Source organism: Nocardia transvalensis, from assembly GCF_015477765.1.
GTDB lineage: Bacteria > Actinomycetota > Actinomycetes > Mycobacteriales > Mycobacteriaceae > Nocardia > Nocardia transvalensis_A.
This window is the reverse complement of the sequence record NZ_JADLQQ010000010.1, coordinates 33,449-49,527: the sequence shown is the minus strand read 5'-3', so window position 1 is coordinate 49,527 and position 16,079 is coordinate 33,449. Positions and strand designations below refer to the sequence as shown.

17 protein-coding genes and 2 pseudogenes are annotated in these 16,079 nt (G+C 65.1%); 10 read left to right on the top strand and 9 right to left on the bottom strand.

All coding sequences use genetic code 11. The annotated features are described in order from the left end of the window. Positions 1–48: 48 nt before the first annotated feature. Entirely contained in the window at positions 49–294 is a 246-nt protein-coding gene (locus tag IU452_RS27475) for a hypothetical protein (RefSeq protein WP_195112089.1), read from the top strand. A gap of 337 nt (positions 295–631) precedes the next feature. Here IU452_RS27475 and IU452_RS27470 read toward each other — a convergent pair whose 3' ends face one another. After that, positions 632–1,366 carry an SDR family NAD(P)-dependent oxidoreductase gene (locus tag IU452_RS27470; RefSeq protein ID WP_195112088.1) on the bottom strand — a complete coding sequence of 245 codons (735 nt, stop codon included), beginning with the start codon at positions 1,364–1,366 and terminating at the stop codon, positions 632–634. Positions 1,367–1,582: 216 nt separating this feature from the next. Here IU452_RS27470 and IU452_RS27465 point away from each other — a divergent pair, with 216 nt between their 5' ends. Next, the gene (locus IU452_RS27465; RefSeq protein ID WP_195112087.1) at positions 1,583–2,257 is read left to right on the top strand and encodes a TetR/AcrR family transcriptional regulator; all 675 of its coding nucleotides are present in this window, start codon (positions 1,583–1,585) and stop codon (positions 2,255–2,257) included. A 214-nt stretch (positions 2,258–2,471) separates the two neighbouring features. Continuing rightward, a pseudogene (locus IU452_RS38490) lies at positions 2,472–3,030 on the top strand (DDE-type integrase/transposase/recombinase); the annotation flags it as partial. On the opposite strand, the gene IU452_RS38485 reads toward IU452_RS38490, so the two are convergent. After that, a complete protein-coding gene (locus IU452_RS38485) occupies positions 3,018–3,632 on the bottom strand; it encodes a hypothetical protein (RefSeq protein ID WP_228818954.1) in 615 nt (204 codons plus the stop codon). The pseudogene IU452_RS38490 and the gene IU452_RS38485 sit on opposite strands and share 13 nt — an antisense overlap. A 201-nt stretch (positions 3,633–3,833) precedes the next feature. Here IU452_RS38485 and IU452_RS27455 point away from each other — a divergent pair, with 201 nt between their 5' ends. Beyond that, positions 3,834–4,088 carry a hypothetical protein gene (locus IU452_RS27455; RefSeq protein WP_195112086.1) on the top strand — a complete coding sequence of 85 codons (255 nt, stop codon included), beginning with the start codon at positions 3,834–3,836 and terminating at the stop codon, positions 4,086–4,088. A 69-nt stretch (positions 4,089–4,157) separates the two neighbouring features. Here IU452_RS27455 and IU452_RS27450 read toward each other — a convergent pair whose 3' ends face one another. The 3 genes and pseudogenes from IU452_RS27450 to IU452_RS27440 form a co-directional block, all read right to left on the bottom strand. After that, positions 4,158–5,342: an FAD-dependent oxidoreductase gene (locus IU452_RS27450; protein ID WP_195112085.1), complete on the bottom strand. Its 1,185-nt coding sequence runs from the start codon at positions 5,340–5,342 to the stop codon at positions 4,158–4,160. Positions 5,343–5,701: 359 nt separating this feature from the next. Continuing rightward, positions 5,702–6,295, bottom strand: coding sequence for a TetR/AcrR family transcriptional regulator (locus IU452_RS27445; protein WP_195112084.1), 594 nt, complete (start codon positions 6,293–6,295; stop codon positions 5,702–5,704). Between the two features lie 161 nt (positions 6,296–6,456). Further along, positions 6,457–7,701, bottom strand: a pseudogene (locus IU452_RS27440) (IS110 family transposase). 262 nt (positions 7,702–7,963) lie between these two features. Here IU452_RS27440 and IU452_RS27435 point away from each other — a divergent pair. Then, positions 7,964–9,109, top strand: coding sequence for a cytochrome P450 (locus tag IU452_RS27435; RefSeq protein WP_324192850.1), 1,146 nt, complete (start codon positions 7,964–7,966; stop codon positions 9,107–9,109). A 30-nt stretch (positions 9,110–9,139) separates the two neighbouring features. Here the strand turns inward: IU452_RS27435 and IU452_RS27430 are convergent, their stop codons facing one another. Together IU452_RS27430 and IU452_RS27425 are read right to left on the bottom strand one after the other, a co-directional pair. Continuing rightward, complete coding sequence (locus IU452_RS27430) at positions 9,140–9,313, bottom strand: hypothetical protein (protein ID WP_195112082.1); 174 nt, start codon at positions 9,311–9,313, stop codon at positions 9,140–9,142. A 109-nt stretch (positions 9,314–9,422) separates the two neighbouring features. Further along, a complete protein-coding gene (locus IU452_RS27425) occupies positions 9,423–10,166 on the bottom strand; it encodes a FadR/GntR family transcriptional regulator (protein WP_195112081.1) in 744 nt (247 codons plus the stop codon). A 141-nt stretch (positions 10,167–10,307) separates the two neighbouring features. Here IU452_RS27425 and IU452_RS27420 point away from each other — a divergent pair, with 141 nt between their 5' ends. The 5 genes from IU452_RS27420 (at position 10,308) to IU452_RS38475 (ending at position 14,385) form a co-directional block, all read left to right on the top strand. Then, a complete protein-coding gene (locus IU452_RS27420) occupies positions 10,308–10,826 on the top strand; it encodes a flavin reductase family protein (protein ID WP_324192849.1) in 519 nt (172 codons plus the stop codon). Positions 10,827–10,857: 31 nt separating this feature from the next. Then, positions 10,858–12,066 (top strand): acyl-CoA dehydrogenase family protein, encoded by a 1,209-nt coding sequence (locus IU452_RS27415; protein ID WP_195112080.1) that lies wholly within the window; start codon positions 10,858–10,860, stop codon positions 12,064–12,066. A 54-nt stretch (positions 12,067–12,120) separates the two neighbouring features. Then, entirely contained in the window at positions 12,121–13,044 is a 924-nt protein-coding gene (locus IU452_RS27410; RefSeq protein ID WP_195112079.1) for a VOC family protein, read from the top strand. Between the two features lie 383 nt (positions 13,045–13,427). Further along, positions 13,428–13,973 carry an IS110 family transposase gene (locus tag IU452_RS38480; protein ID WP_324192847.1) on the top strand — a complete coding sequence of 182 codons (546 nt, stop codon included), beginning with the start codon at positions 13,428–13,430 and terminating at the stop codon, positions 13,971–13,973. Continuing rightward, complete coding sequence (locus IU452_RS38475) at positions 13,960–14,385, top strand: IS110 family transposase (protein ID WP_324192846.1); 426 nt, start codon at positions 13,960–13,962, stop codon at positions 14,383–14,385. The genes IU452_RS38480 and IU452_RS38475 overlap by 14 nt, the downstream gene beginning before the upstream one ends. A gap of 16 nt (positions 14,386–14,401) precedes the next feature. Here the strand turns inward: IU452_RS38475 and IU452_RS39640 are convergent, their stop codons facing one another. Both IU452_RS39640 and IU452_RS27395 read right to left on the bottom strand, forming a co-directional pair. Next, complete coding sequence (locus IU452_RS39640; protein WP_195112078.1) at positions 14,402–14,863, bottom strand: SSI family serine proteinase inhibitor; 462 nt, start codon at positions 14,861–14,863, stop codon at positions 14,402–14,404. Between the two features lie 566 nt (positions 14,864–15,429). After that, a complete protein-coding gene (locus tag IU452_RS27395) occupies positions 15,430–15,603 on the bottom strand; it encodes a hypothetical protein (protein WP_195112077.1) in 174 nt (57 codons plus the stop codon). Between the last annotated feature and the right edge of the window lie 476 nt (positions 15,604–16,079).

The following is a 16,079-nucleotide window of genomic DNA, read 5'->3' as shown; positions in this document are numbered from 1 at the left end:
CAGGCCAGCACCCGAAGGCACAACACCCCGTGACCACACCAGACTCTCATGACCAGGCCAGCCCCGCTCTTTTCCGGTCTCACCGTCGACGACGCGATCGAACTCGTCGAGATGCTGACTTTCATCGACAATTGGTTAACCAGCAGCGACCAGACCGTCGCGCAGTCCTTCCATGCCTTCGTCGGCGCGGAAGGCTACGCACTCACCGACCTACGAGGCGACCTGAACCGGTTCGCCACCCTGCTGGGCGGCCTCGAGATCCCGGGCCACGACCTCCACACCGAGCCTTTCTGACACCCTCAGCGACCGGACACACCGACCAGGGTGACGTCGAAATTCACCGATAAGTGGTATCAGGATTCGCACTTACGGCCACGTCATCGAACATCCGCAGCATCGCCTCGGCCTGTTCTTCGCTCATCGCCGGGAACAAAGAAAGGTAGTGCAGCGCGTCGAGTGCGACGCACCCGAACCACTCTCGCGCACAAAAACCCCGACCGCGGCGACACAAGCACACCGGCCGACACCCTGCGTGCCGATACGCACCTGCCCCGGCTGCGGATTGCCCGAGAGCTCGAGGGGATCCATTGGCCGATCGCCGCGGCCGGGCTGGCGAAGGCGACCGGTGAGCTCAGATCGACGAGGTGCCGCCGTCGACGGCCAGTTCCATGCCGTTGACATAGGATGAGTCGTCCGAGGCGAGGAACAGCGCGACCGAGGCGATCTCCTCGGGTCGGCCCATCTTTCCCCGCGGGATCAAGGCTTCGAACTGTGCCTTGGTCTCCGCGTCGAACAACTGCTCCTGGATCGGCGTGGCGATCTGGCCCGGGCTCAGTACGTTGACCCGGATCTGCCGGTCCTTCAGCTCGTACAGCCACACTCGGGCGAGTGCGTGCAGCGCGGCCTTGCTCGCCGCGTAGACGCTGTAGTCGGGCCAGCCCTTGACCGAGGCGATCGATCCGGTCATGAAGATCGAGCCGCCGTCGTTGAACAGCGGCAGCGCCTTCTGCACCGTGAACAGCGTGCCGCGGGTGTTCAGCCCGAATGTGGTGTCGAAGTGCGCTTCGGTGATCTCGCCGAGTTTGGCCGCCCCCGCGGTCCCGGCACTCGCGAACAGCACGTCGATGCTGCCCTTCTCCCGTTCGACCGTCTCGAACAGGCGGTCCAAGTCGGTCAGGTCGGAAGCATCACCCTGCACGCCGGTCACATTGCGCCCGATCAGCTCGACGGCCTCGTCCAGAGCTTCTTTCCGTCGGCCGGTGATGTAGACGTAGGCACCCTCCTCGACGAACAGTTTGGCGCTCGCGAGCGCCATGCCGCTGGATCCTCCCGTGATTACCGCGACCTTGCCATCGAGCTTTCCCATGATCATTCCTTCATTTCGCATTCCGTGACGCAGGACAGGTCTGCTCCAGCGTTCTTGCCGCCGACGCACTTCGCGTTGTCGGCGAACGTCATTCGGCAGGCTCTCGCCTGCACGAATCGTTCTATGTAAACAGAACGGTGTACGTAAGCTAGCAATCCGCCGACCGGCATGCAAGCTACGTACACCGACCGTTACCCCGGGCGGTAGGATGGTCTGGTGACCGAGCTGGAGAAGGGACCTCAGGGCCAACGGCGCGGCCGGGGCGCACGCGAGCGGATCCTCGGCGCCGCACGGCGGCTGTTCCGTGAACAGGGCATCAACAACACCGGCATGGACCAGATCTGCTCGGTGGCACAGGTGTCGAAAAGGACTGCATACCAGCACTTCACCAGCAAAGATGAGCTCGTTGCCGAGTACCTGCGCCGACACGATCCCGACACCATGCCCGAAGTGTTCGACCGTACTGATCTCACCCCCCGCGAACGGCTCCTCGCCGCCTTCGGTAAGCCGCAGTCCGTCCGGTCGCACGAGGCGACACCGCTGTGCCCCTTCATCGCGGCCGCTGTCGAGATCGCCGACCCGCACCACCCGGCACGCCGCCGCGCATACGACTACAAGACATCCGTCGCCGCCCGCTTCGCCGAAACCGCCCGCCAAGCCGGCGCCACCGACCCCGTGCAACTCGGCGAACAACTGGCGCTGCTTCTAGACGGGGCCACGGCCCGCACCCGCGCGCTCGACACCGAGGCCCTCCCGACCGCAGCCTCCATCGCCACGCTGCTCATCGACGACGCCCTCCCCACAGAGCCGCAGGAAGCACCGTTAACTCCGGTCCAACCGTGGGGCCGGAACCGACTGCCGACACTCACGACAAACGGCCAACCTGCGTAAGACATTGCCGACGAATGGGGCGTGTCTATGACGCACGATCCCCTTAACCGTTCGCTCATCGGCATTATGGTGCGCTCCCGACGCGCATGCAGGCAGGATTCACGGCGTCGTCATAGCCTCCCATGACGGCGCACGGATCGCTGCCGCAACCAGAAGGTCGAGCGGCGTGTCGCCTGGCGTAGTGCAGTGAAGTCGATGCCGCCCTCGACTGTGCCACGCGGTGCTGGTGCGGTGTCGATTAAACCGTTTGTCCCACATCGATATTCGCATCGGTGAGGTGATCCGCCGCTATGAGCATCCGCATCCGGGTCGCTGATTCACGTCGATGTCAAGAAGTTGGGCAACATCCCGGCCGAGGGCGGTTGGCGGTTCGTCGGATGTGCCACCGGCCGCCGGCACCGCTCGGCCACCCCCGGCGTCGCCCGCAACCGATACCGCAATCCTGTGATGGGAAACGCGTTTGTGCACACGGTGATCGATGATCACTCCCGTTTGGCCTACGCCGAGATCCACGACGACGAGACCGCGCTGACCGCGGTCGGTGTCCTGCAGCTAGCGGTGAGCTGGTTTGCGGCTCGCGGGGTCACTGTTGAACGAGTCTGTCCGACAACGGCAGCTGTTATCGCTCGAAACTGTGGGCAGCGACCTGCACCGAGCTGGGCATCAAGGTCAAACACACGCGTCCTTACCGACCTCAAACCAACAGCAAGATCGAACGATTCCACCGCACCCTGGCCGCGGAATGGGCCTTCACCCGCCACTACCAGTCAGAACTCGTGTCGGTGGACAGTTCCTCGGCGGTGTCCGTTTCGCGATCAAGCAGCGGTGCGTACCGGACGGTACCGGTGGACTCTTCGGTGCCCGCGGGTGCGGAGGGCCGGTCGATGGCGGGCGGGGCCCGGGTATGCCGCACCTGCGAGAGAACACCTGTCTCATCGCGCGCCCGAGCCTCTCCCACCGGCCCGGACACCGGCTTGACCTGCGCGGGCTCACCAGCGGCGCCACCCACCGCCCGCACCGCAGCTGTCGAGCCCGCGGCGGGATGGGTGGTGTCGATGGTGTCGCTCAGGTCGGCTGACTCCGTGGCCACTGGTCGGCCAACCTGTACTCCGGCCGAAGGTCCGGATCTTGCCGAAGGTCCGGCCCCTTGGCTCGTGATGGGCACAGCAGGTGGTGCGGTGGCGGAACCGAAGGCGAAGAGTGTGCCGGTGCCGCGGATCGACAGGAACCCGAATTTGGTCAGATGCGCGGCATCCAGGGTCAGAGTGCGGTCCGGGGCGTAGGTCAGGCCGTCCATCGTCTGCGGCACCGTCGGGTTGTCTTTATGCGGATTTCTCAGCACGAGCGCGATGCCTCCGGTGTCCGAGGAACGCACATCCACCAGTGAATACGGTCTAGCAGGCACCGAGCCCACCGAGCAACAGCGCCAGGCCGCGGCCACGCTGGTCGAGGCCGCGGAAGCTGACCGCCTTGTTCGATCACGGCGACAATATCGACGGTGCCATGTATCAGCTGTCACTGGCCGGCCTCACCCTCACCGACCCGAACCGATGCCCCCAGCATCACGATCATACTGGTGCGCGAATACCTCCTCGACCTCGGCATCGACACCACCGGCTACCCACTCGACCAACTCGTCGCCGACCGCCTCGAGGTCGGCTGGATGGTGTTCGTGCCGACCGAACCCGGCGAGATCGCCATCGGTCGCGCGATCTTCTACATCGCCGACGACGGAGTCATCGAACAATCCTCCTCATCGACACCACCCTCTCGCTACTCCGAAGGATTCGAAGAGCGTTTCCGGTATCACGCGTCGGCACCGATTTCGTAGCTGCGCGAAGAAGGGCAGCGATCGACCAGCTTCGACGCCGACAGGCCACGTCGATCTTGTCGACGGTGGCTATGCCGATCCGGCGTGCGTGCGGCGATATTCGGCCGCCCTTGCCAGATAGTTCTTGTGCTCCTGGGCGTGGTCCGGGGGCGGGGGTGTGGTGGCGAAGAACCGCGTGAGGGCGGTGTTCGAGCTGACGGCAAGTTCGCCGGATCGCGGGAGCATCGCTGTCTCGTAGCGGGAGATCGCGTCGTCGAGACTGTTCTCTTTGTTGATCGCGTGGGCGAGCTCGGCGCCGTCGAGCAAGGCGAGGTTGGTGCCGTGGCCACCGAAGGGCGCCATCAGGTGGGCCGCGTCGCCGAGCAGGGTGACGCCGGGAACGTGGTCCCAGGTCAGTGGGGCGGGTAGCGCCCAGAAGCTGCGCGGCAAGTAGTCGCTGTCGTTGTCGGTGATCAGCGGGCGCATGATCGGGGACCATCCACTGAATTCCCGCAATAGGTAGGACCGGACGGCCTCGCGGTCGGTGACGTCCACGCCTGCGGTGACATCCCAGTCGAGTTCGGCGCGGAAGGCCACGTAGCCGCGGACCACGCCGTTGCTGTTGCGTTGCACGATCACCGCCCGGCCGTCGCCGTCGGTCGAGAACATGTGACCGTCACCGACGATCGCGGCGATCTCGGGGTGGCGGGTGTCCACGTCATCGAAGCGGGCATCGAGAAAGCAGACGCCGAGATACTGCGGCACCGCATCGGTGAGCAGTCGGCGAATCGGTGACCATGCGCCGTCGGCGCCGATGACGAGATCGGCTTCCGCGCTGACGCCGTTGGCGAACTCCAGCCGGTGGACCCCACCGCCGAGTGGGATCGCCTGGCGGAGTTTGTGTCCCCAGCGGACCGTGCCGGGCCGCAGGTGCTCGTAGAGCATGGTCCGCAGTTGGCCGCGGTCGATCTCGGGCGCCGTCTCATCGCCAGCGGCGGGAACGAACTCGGCCAGGACGGTGCCGTGCTGGTCCCGGCGGCTTTTGGCCTGGCCCTCGACCCGGGCCAACGCCCGGAACGCGTCCATCAGCCCGGCGTCCTCCAAGGCGATCTGGCCGGCGTCGGCGTGCAGGTCGAGCGTCCCGCCCGGGTCACGGGAGTCCACGGCGGTGTCCGCGTCGTACACCGTCGACTCGATGGCATGTCCTTGCAGGACACGCGCACACATCAGGCCGGCGGGGCCGCCGCCGATGATGGCGATACGGGGTGTGGTCATGAGGGTGGACCTTTCCGAACTTTGTGCGGCGGTGCGGTTCTCGCCGCCGGGTGCGGGCCGGACGGCCCCACCCCACACAGCATGACTGAATCCGTTCGAAAAGTAAATCGACTCTGCTTTTTTATCTGTTTCACCTATGCGTGAGGGTGGGAACATGACCATGCCAGGACGCCGGGAGCGCAGGAAGGCCATCAACCGCCAAGCCCTGCCGATGCCAGTGATGTCAACTGGATCAGCGGTTGTTCGTGGTGCAGCCGAGAACTGTTGTGGAGTGCCGAATCGGCACTCCACAATGTGTCCGGGCGATAGTGCCAGTCGGAGTCGGCGAGGCCGCTCCGCCGACGGACGGCTTCGGGGATTCACCGATCGGGGTCGGTCGTTGTGGCGGTCCATCCGATGTCGAGGAGGGTGAAGATGCGGTCGAGGGCGGACTCGGCGTCGTCTCGTCCGTAGACGAGGGTGACGGCTTCGAGGGCGAAGTGGGCCAGTGCCTGGCAGGCGGAGTCGTCCTCGGGTAGTCCGCTGGCCGCGGCGATCGCCGCGGCCAGGGTGTTCTCGTGGCGCAGCCACATTCGGCGAGCGTATTCACGCAGTGCCGGTGTGGTGTCGATCAGGCGGCGGAAATCGGCGAAACGCGGGTGTTCGCGGACTTCCCGGGAACGTTTGCCGCGCAACAGTTCGCGCAGTGCCTGCGGGATGGATTGGCCGGTGCGACGCTCGCGGACAGCGGCGACGAGCGCTGCCTCGCGCCCGGCGTCCTGATCGAAGACCAGCGCTTCCTTGCCGTCGGGGAAGTGCTTGAACAACGTGGCCACCGAGACATCGGCGGCCTCGGCGATCTCCCGTACGCCGACCGCGTCATAGCCGCGCTCCAGGAAAAGCCGCAGCGCCGCGTCGGCCAGAGCTTGGCGGTTGGCGGCCTTCTTGCGCTCACGGCGCCCGATCTCGGTCACGCGCCCAAACCTAGCAGAGTGGTAGAGCGGAATTAAAACTATATCTGCTATACATTGATGACAGTTTCACCTATGCTTGGCCGCGAGGCCGTCCGGCCCGCGCCCAGCGGCGAGAACCACACCGCCGCAACAAGTCCGGAAAGGACTTCCCAATCGTGATGTCAAGCCGCAGCTGCGATAGGTGTGACTTGCATGTGCGGTGTCCAGGTTCGGTTGTCGCGGATGAGTGCCCAAAGGACGTTGAGGCGGCGGCGTGCCAGGCAGACGACGGCTTGGACGGGGCGTTTACCTTCGGCGCGTTTCATGTCGTAATAGACGCGGGATTCGGGGTGGCAGCGGATGCTGGTCAGCGCGGACATGTAGAACACCCGACGCAGGGATCTGTTGTAGCGGCTGGAGTTGTGCAATCGTCCGGTGCGTCTACCGGAGTCCCTGGGCACCGGTGCCAGCCCGGCCCACGCGGCCAAGTGATCGGTGGAAGCGATCAGGCCGGGATCGCCTACCGCGGCGAGGAATTCGGCACCGAGCCGGAATCCCATGCCGGGCAGGCTGGTGATCACCTCGGCCAACCGGTGGCGGCGAAATCGTTCCTCGATCGCGGCATCGATGTCCTTGATCCGCGCGTCGAGGTCGATCACCTCCTTCGCCAGCGCCGCGACCAGTCGTGCGGCAATTTCTTCGCCGGGCAACTCGACAGTCTGAGCCTTGGTGGCGACGACCGCCGCCTCGGCGATGTTCGCGGCGTTGCGGACACCAGCCTTGGCCAGCATCTGGGTCAGGCGGTCGGCCCCGGCACGACGGATCGCCTTGGGCCGCTGGTAGCGAGTCAACAGCACCGCCCAGCCACGGTGCTGGGTGACCTGCGCAACGCGTTCCAGAGCGGGGGATACCGCGATCGGCTACTGATGCAGCCGGTTGATGGTTCGGGTGCGGTCGGCGACCAGATCGGCGCGATGAGCGGTGAGCATCCGCAACTCGGCGATCAGGTCCTCACCCGGCCGCAGCACCGGCAAATCGGATCGCATCCGCGATTGATCGGCGATTACCCGGGCACCGCGGGCGTCGGTCTTGCCTTCCCCACGATAAGTCGTGGAGGCATGGTGCACCGATCTGCCCGCCAGATAGTGCACCGGCTGGCCGGTCTGCCACAGCATCGTCAGCAGCAGCGCGGCATACACCCCGGACAAATCGATCGCCCACGACACCTGCCCGGCCAGAGCGTTCACCGCCTCGATCGCCGCGGCGATCTCCCGCTCGTCGTTGAACACCTTGCGAGACAACACTACTCGACCCCTGCCGTCGACCACCACCACCACCCAGTGGTGCTCCTCGCCGACATCGACACCGGCCCACACGCGATCGGTCACGCCACCGTCCTCACGCCGTCGTTTCGGATCTTGCCCCATGGACTGGACAACCTCGCCGGCAGGTCCTTAAAGCAGCGACGAACTGGCAGATCAATCGGCGGCCGAGGAAGTCCGGGTGAGCCGGGCGGCCGCTGTGAGCCGGGCACGAGGATTCGACGCTCAGTGCCAATTTCCTCATGACAGAAAGGCGTGATCCGCAATGACCGAAACATCCCAGACCCCAGCCCTTCCGGTGACACGGCCAACCGGATGCCCCTTCGATCCCCCTGCCGCGTACGCCGCCCTGCGCACTACCGACCCAGTGGTCAAGGTGCGCTGCCCGACCGGCATCGACGCCTGGCTGGTGACCCGGTACGGCGACGTCCGTGCGGTGCTGGCCGACCCGACGATGAGCTCTCGGGGCGCGGCCTCGTTGCACATCCTGCCGAACGCCGGTCAGGATCCGGTTCTGCCCGGTAACGTCATCCAGCTCGACGGCAAGGACCATGCGCGGCTGCGCAAGATGGTGATCGCGGAGTTCACCGCCCGCCGCATCAAGACGATGCGCGAATACGTGCAACAAGTGGTGGACAGTCACCTCGACACGATGCTCGCGAAATCCGGCACTGCGGATCTGGTGCGGGACTTCGCAACACCGATCACGATACTGATGATTTCCGAGCTTCTCGGCGTGCCCGACAGCTACCGTGAGCAGTTCCAGAGCATGAGCGTCACGCTGCTCAGCAGCAATACCACTCCTGAGCAAACGCAGCAGGCCGCTGCCGGGCTGCGCGGTTATTTGGGCGAGCTCATCGCCGACAAGCAACAAAACCCGTGCGACGACCTGTTCAGCCGGATGATCGTGCGCGGCGAGGCCGACAACGACCCACTCACGACAGCTGAAATGGTCATGCTCGCGCTCAACCTCGTCGTGGCCGGACACGAGACGACGGCCAATATGATCGCGTTGAGCACACTAGTGTTGCTGGAACATCCAGAGCAGCGCGATGTTCTGCTCGAAGCGCCGCAGCGCGCGATCGACGAACTGTTGCGATATCTCACGGTGGTGCAGTTCGGTTTGCTGCGTTACGCCACCGAAGATGTCCAGGTAGGCGAACACGTGGTCAAGGCGGGCGAGTGGCTGGTCGCGGCCCTGAACTCGGCCAACCGCGACGAACAGGCGTTCCCCGAACCCGACGAGCTGGACTTGCACCGTCCGTCACCACGCACCCATGTCGCCTTCGGCTACGGCGCGCACAAATGCCTCGGGGAACAACTCGCCCGCGTCGAACTGCAAGAAACGCTCATCCGGCTGTTCCAGCGTGTACCGAACCTGCGACTCGCAGTGCCACGACAAGAACTGCAGTACAAGGACAACACACTGACATACGGCCTACGCCGACTACCCATCACCTGGGACCGACGGCTTCGAGCGACGTCGGACCGGCCGGATTCCGCTACGGCGTAAACGATTTCGACGTTCTCGCGGTGGCGCAGGCTATGCACGGGTTTCGGTCGGCCGCTGGACGACGGCACAGCTGAAGCCGAATCCACCACCAGAGCTGAACGACAACGCGATGTCACCGGGCTCCAGGATGTTCGTCAACTCCGCACAGTTGGCCGCGAGATCGCCCGCACCGAGATGTCCCGTCAGCTCGCCCAGGTCGAGCATTCGGGCAGGCGTGCATCCGTCCAAGCTCAGCCACCCATGACGGTGCACCGCTGCACCGCGGTGACTTACGTCCGGCCGACAGTGCCAGGAGTGATCGATCGCGGGTGGCCTACCGAAGCGCGTTTGCAGGGTTGGAGGTGTTGTGTTCCGCGATCAGCGCGAGCGCCGTGCTTGTCTCGCGCGCGGCGATGGCCTCGACGAGATCGGCGTGCAGCAGGTATCGGGAATGGATGTATTCCGGCAACGGGTGTTCGTCGGCGGCGAGAACCGACAGGGTGTGCGACTCGAGCAGGTCCAGCAGGCTCAGGTAGAGCGACCGCAGGATCGGACTGGGACTGGCCTCGGCGATCCTGGCGTGCAGTGCCCAGTTGGCGTGTACGAAGGCAACACTGTCACCCGCGTCGGCGGCCTCCTGCATGCCGCGCAGCTCCCGGCGCATGGCCCTGATGTGCTTCGCCTTGGCGTGAGTGAGAGCGTCCTGCACGAGCAGCGGATCGATGGCATCGCGCAGGCGCAGCGCATCGGTGACCGAGGCGGCGTCGTCGTCCAGGGCCAGAATGGAGTTTCCGAGCCGCACCATCGGCGACTGGCTGAGCACGAAGACACCACCGCCGGGTCCGGTCTTGACGTGTACGACTCCTCGCGACTGCAGCATGCGCAGCGCCTCGTTGAAAGTACCGACCGAAACACCGCAGCGGGTCCGGAGCTCGTCCTTGGTGCCGAGGCGATCACCCGGCTTGCCCAACGCGGCGAGTTCGGCGAGCTCTTCGGCGGCCTGTTCCGGCCGGGTTGGCGCACGCCCGGCTCTACGTTCCCGGTCTGCCCTGCGCAGGGCAGGAGGATCTTCGGTCACAGCTACCTCATTTCCCTGAACTCGACTCCAGTCTTCCTCAAATTTAGCATGGTGAATTTCGCCTCGGGTGTTGACATGCGGGGCTGGCTGTACGCACACTGGACTTACTAATTCAGCATGGTGAATTATCGGAGGTGCCCAGTGCTTGACCAGCAGTTTCGCGATTTGATGGCTGGGGTTTGCGCGCCGGTCAGTGTCGTGACGACCATCGACGAGGGTGGCCCCCGCGGCGCGACCGTCTCCTCGCTCGCGTCGGTATCGCTGCGGCCGGCGCTCCTGTCGATCGCGTTGGACGCGCGTTCGGGCCTGCTCGCCCGGATCACCGACGGCGGCCGGTTCGGCGTCAATGTGCTCAGCGCTGTCCAGGACGATGTCGCCACCGCATTCGCCCGCCGCGACATCGATCGGTTCGACGGCCTGTCCTGGTACCTGTCTCGAGGGCTGCCACGCCTGGCGGGCGCTGCGGGCTGGGCTGCCTGCGACCTGCAGCAGACCGTCGAGGCAGGGGACCACCTGCTGCTGATCGGCCGGGTGACGCACGCCGCCTCGGTACAACTCGCGCCATTGGTTTACGGCTATCGGACTTTCGGCACCCATTCCCGCTTCGCCGCGCGTCCGCGCCCGGCGATCGCCGACCAGATCGCCGCGCTTTCCCGCTGACCCCCGGACACCTACAAACTTAGGGAGAACCATGACCGCCACGACCGACGCGCCCGCCGTTGCCGGGCCGACCGCCGCCGAACTCGTCGCCCGTGCCCGCGAGCTGAAGCCGCTGATCACCGCGCGCGCCGCGGCCGGCGAGGCAGACCGCCGGGTAGCCGAGGAAACCATCCGAGCACTCACCGACGCGGGGCTGTTCAAGGTCTCGGTGCCTAAGCGGTACGGCGGTTTCGAAATGCCGATTCGCACACAGCTGGATGTCTCCGCCGAAGTAGCCGGCGCCGACGGGGCCACTTCGTGGGTGGTCACGCTCTACAACGTCTGCGCCTGGATGGCCGCACTGTTCCCGGCGCAGGCACAGGACGAGGTCTTCGGCGCCGACCCCACGGCCAAGGTCTCCGGTGTGCTCGCCACGACCTCCGAGACCGTCAAGGTCGCCGGCGGCTGGCGGGTGACCGGTAGGTGGTACTACAACTCCGGCTCCTGGCATGCGACGTGGGCGGTCCTCGGGATCCCGATCACCGATGAGAACGGTGAAGTCGTCGACCAAGGGCTGGCGCTGGTTCCGCGAGCGGAGCTGGGTCTGGAGGACACCTGGTTTGTTGCCGGGATGAGGGCCACCGGCAGCAACTGTCTCATCGCCGAGGACGTCTTCGTGCCCGAGCATCGAGTGCTGCGCACGCCCCCTGCCATCCTCGGCGACTACCCCACCGAACACTCCGGAACCGAACCGCTGTATCGCTCGGCATTCGTCCCCGTCCTGGAACTGGTGCTGGCGGGGCCGCTGTTGGGAATGGGCAGGGCAGCGCTGGAGTATGTGATGAGCAAAGCGGCCAACAAGGGGATCGCCAACACTTATTTCACCGCGCAACGCGACTCGGTCGCCTTTCAGCTGCAGATCGCCGAGGCCGCGCGGCTGATCGACACCGCGCATCTGCACGCCTACCGCGCCGCCGCCGACATCGACGACGCCGCGGCGGCGGGCTGCTACCCGGACTTCCTGGCCCGCGCTCGAATTCGGTCGGATACCGGGGTGGTCGTCGAATCCATCACGCGGGCAATGGATGTCCTGCTGTTCGCGCACGGAGCCGGATCCTTTGCTGAGGTGAATCCGCTGCAGCGGTTCTGGCGCGACTCCGCGACCGCCGCGCGCCACGGGGGCTTGCTGCCCGTGGTCGGCTACGAGGTGTACGGCAAGGCCCTGCTCGAAGTCGAGGAGAACATCACACCACTCGTGTGAATCCTGCTCGGTGCACCCAAATCCTTATCTCACCAACCATGGAGGCGTGACCGAATGGGCATGCATCGTCTCAGTAGAGTCATCATCGGTGTTCCCGACCTCGAAGCGAACACCGCCTATTACACCCAGTTCGGGCTCGACCATCGAGGCGACGGGGTGTTCGCCACCCAGGACGGTGGCGAACAGCTCCGGCTCGTGCGCACACCGACCCGACGCCTGGTCGGGCTCGGTATCGGCGTCGACGACTTCGACGACATCGCGCGCGTCGCCGCCCGCCTCGACAAGCTCGGCGTGTCCTACGACTTGGACGGCACCGGCCTTTGTACTACCGAGCCGCTCTCCGGGGCAGTGGTCCGCGTCGAGATCGCACCCCGGATCGTGCAGCGCGCGGTCTCGCCGACCCTCTACAACTGGCCCGGACGGATCGATCGCACCGGTCGTGCTCCGGGTGTCCTGCGCGAAACCCCGGTGCGGCCGAAGAAGCTGGGACACACCGTCATCGGCACCACCGACCTGCCCGCGACGATGGGATTCTTCACCGAAGGCCTCGGCTTCGAGATCAGCGACCATATCAGCGACCGGGGCGTATTCATGCGTTGCTCCACCGACCACCACAACCTCCTGGCGCTGGCCGCCCCGGTGAATTTCCTGCATCACACCAGTTGGCAGGTCGATGACATCGACGACGTCGGCCGCGGTGCGACTCACATGCTCGAAGGCCACCCTGAACGACACGTCTGGGGCCTGGGCCGCCACCACGCCGGCTCCAACTTCTTCTGGTATCTCAAAGATCCGGCAGGGAACTTCTCCGAGTATTACTCCGATATGGACAGCATCCTCGACGATCAACTCTGGCAACCTGAGGTCTTCGAGGGCGCACAAGGTCTCTTCAGTTGGGGCCCGCCACCGCCACCGTCGTTCCTCGAACCCGAAGACCTGGCCGCCTTGATGACCGGCCAGCACTCCGCGCGCGCCTGACTTCAGGTGCGATTGCACGGGCGGATTGCCAAGTGTCGTTCGATGACGGCCGTTCACTGGCGTGGTGATGCGCCCGCTGCAACTGCGGAGTCACGATCCGGCTGGCGTATCGACTGGTCGGGTTGATCGGGCGCGCAGCTGATCAGCAGTTGGGCGGTGGCTCCTTAGAAACTTGTGTCACGGCCGATGCCCGGTCAGGCTCGGTCGAGGTGTTCGGCGGGACGTTCTCAATTCGGCTGTCCACCAGTTGGGTGTGACTCTCTTTTGGCGTGCGTCCTCGCCGGGCACCGGGCGAGGTTGTGGCTCGAGAGGGGTTTGCCCAGCTCGAAGGAGCGTTGCCCTCCTCGCTGCACTGCCATTGGCTGTCGAAGGAGGACGAAGCTGTGACATCGGTCGTGATCGGAATGGATCCGCACAAGCGCTCAGCGACGATCGAAGTACTCGATCGCACGGAATCGGTTGTCGACCAGGGCCGATTCGCCACCGATACCGCGGGTTATCGGGACATGCTCGCCTACGGACGCCGTTTCCGGGAGCGGGTATGGGCGGTGGAGGGCTGCAACGGGATCGGCAAGCACCTTGCCCAAAGGCTGGTCGCCGACGGTGAATCCGTGGTCGACGTCCCACACAAGCTGTCGGCGCGGGTGCGGCTGTTCTCCACCGGTCAGGGCCGCAAGACCGCCGCCACCGACGCGCACTCGATCGCGGTGGCCGCAGTGCATGCGTCGGGCCTGGCACCGGTACGGGCCGACGACCATCTGCTGGCGTTGCGGATGCTGGTCGACCGCTGCGACGAGCTCGGCGCGGCCCGCACCAGTACCGTCAGCCGTCTGCATCGGCTGCTGTTGGAGCTGATTTCCGGTGGCGCCAAACAGTTTCTGTCGGCCACCCAGGCCCGCGCTCTGCTCGCCGGGGGTGCGGCCACGTGACCTCGTCGGCAAGACCCGCCGACGGCTCGCGTCCGAACTGATCGGCGAGATCGCGGTGCTGGACAAGAAAATCAAGGCCGCCGATCGGGAACTGACCGCGTTGCTCGCTGCGACTGGCACCACGGTGACCGCTCTGCACGGCATCGGCCCGTCGGGGGCGGCGCGGCTGCTCGGCGATATCGGCGACGTCCACCGGTTCGCCAGCGCGGCACCGTTCGCGTCCTGGAATGGCACCGCACCCATCGATGCCTCCAGCGGCGACCACCAGCGACATCGCCTGTCCCGCAAGGGTAATCGGCGCATCAACCGGGTCCTGCACATCATGGCCATCGTGCAGTTGCGCCATGACACCGCCGGCCGCGCCTACTACCGACGCAAACTCGCCCGGGGGAAGACCCCGATGGAAGCGTAGACCCGTATGCCGCCCGTCAGCGGCTGCCGAATCTGAATACGTTATCGGTCCCCTTTTCCGCCAGACACCGGTTATTAGAACCCTTCACATAATCGGTCGTGCGACGCTGACCGGATGAGTCGAACCAGTGCCCCCTCGCGGTCACGGTGACCGGTTTGAATTCCTTTGTGCACTTCTCGTCTAGGTGGCGCAGTTTGGAGAGGCCCCCTGCTTCTAGGGCACGGCGCACTTTGGGGCATGCGTCGTCTGGCTGCGGATGCGTGTTCCCGGTTTGGGGTTCGCACCTCAAGTTGACGCTGGCAATGGGGTTCCCACGAGCTGAGTGCGACTGATGAGGGTCCGGATAGATGCTCAGTGTTAGCGAGATCTGCGGTTTAGTTCCATCGCCCTGCGCCGCAGATTGCCCTGCAGAGACAGCGATCACGCTGACGGCGGCAATCGAAGCCAGGCCGAGACCACCGATGAAACGCGCAAGCATAGTTCCTCCAATCTCGATCCTCCCAGAGTTGGCGCAACGGTATCCGGCAGCGACGAACTGACCGGACACCATGTCGGCCCGCATCTGTATTCGTCCCCGCAACCCCCCGGGATGGGTGAACCAGCGTGCCGGAAACACAGGTGACAGAGCCAGCACTCATCTGTTACCGACGCGACCAAGTTCCACCGCCGCGCTTGTCACCTGGCCACCGACAAATGCAGACCCGGAGACCGTTGGCAACTTTCCTGTAATCGGCATTACCGCGCATTCGGGAGTGCCAACTGACGACCTCCGAAACATCATTGCCCTGGGCCTGACTCGTCGGCGGCCAGTGTTGTTGCGCACCAAGGGCAGCCACGATGGCAGCGTGCTGGGATGGCCGGGTGGTCGGCACGTTCGACGGACTTGATACCGATCCTCGCCGCCAGCTGGAACGAATGACCAGTTGGGCGGCTCGGAGACGTTGCCACGGCTGACCGTGGCTCAAATCTCTTTCGAGTGTGAGGAGCGTGATGGTATTGCGCACGTATGGCCGGGTAGTACTCGTGGCATTCGCGGTAGCGGTATCAGCTGGCGTCGTCCAGGCTGGCCCAGCGGTCGCTGCCGACCCCGTCGTCGAGTGTGGTCAGAAGGAGAGCTACGACGAGTTCAAAGAATGCATGACGGATGTGAAGCAGCAGCAGGACGATCTCGCGCAGCAACAGCAGCAAGCGTTCGAGGAACAGCAGAAGCAGAGGCAAGAACTCGTGGAACGCGCGAAGGAGATTTGCAGACTTGATCTGGAGCGGTGGGAGCGGGGGGAGTGGCCTACAGCTATTAATCCTCGTAATCAGACTGGGCCCTGTGAAACTCTTATGGACCTTGATCCCGACGCCTTTGCGGAACTTGTTGGAGACAGCGAACAGAGTGAGGAGAGTGAGGAGTAACCCGTAGGCGGTAAGTGATGGAAGCCGCGGTGGCGGGCCGCTCCCTCCGGTTCGCCACCGCGGGGCCACGCACACTTGCAAGGCAGAAAAATTCACCACCCCGGCCCTGACTCGTCGGTGGAAGTCCGGCGATCTCTTTTGACCGGCCATGCTGCGAGATACCGCAGCACGCCCGCCTTTCGGCATTTCAGTACGTTCCGCCTCCCGCCCACGAAGCCGCCGATGTTCGCCCCGGAACGTGGGATTTGATCAGCGATCACGTGCACGACACCTGTCGTGATTGCACACAG

Excerpts from the sequence above, each read along its gene's own strand:
- IU452_RS27475 (WP_195112089.1), top strand. The coding sequence starts at position 49 with ATGACCAGGCCAGCCCCGCTCTTTTCCGGTCTCACCGTCGACGACGCG.
- IU452_RS27430 (WP_195112082.1), bottom strand. The coding sequence starts at position 9,313 with ATGCTCGACCTGGGCGAGCTGACGGGACATCTCGGTGCGGGCGATCTC.
- IU452_RS27415 (WP_195112080.1), top strand. The coding sequence starts at position 10,858 with ATGACCGCCACGACCGACGCGCCCGCCGTTGCCGGGCCGACCGCCGCC.
- IU452_RS27450 (WP_195112085.1), bottom strand. The coding sequence starts at position 5,342 with ATGACCACACCCCGTATCGCCATCATCGGCGGCGGCCCCGCCGGCCTG.
- IU452_RS27470 (WP_195112088.1), bottom strand. The coding sequence starts at position 1,366 with ATGGGAAAGCTCGATGGCAAGGTCGCGGTAATCACGGGAGGATCCAGC.
- IU452_RS27410 (WP_195112079.1), top strand. The coding sequence starts at position 12,121 with ATGGGCATGCATCGTCTCAGTAGAGTCATCATCGGTGTTCCCGACCTC.
- IU452_RS39640 (WP_195112078.1), bottom strand. The coding sequence starts at position 14,863 with ATGCTTGCGCGTTTCATCGGTGGTCTCGGCCTGGCTTCGATTGCCGCC.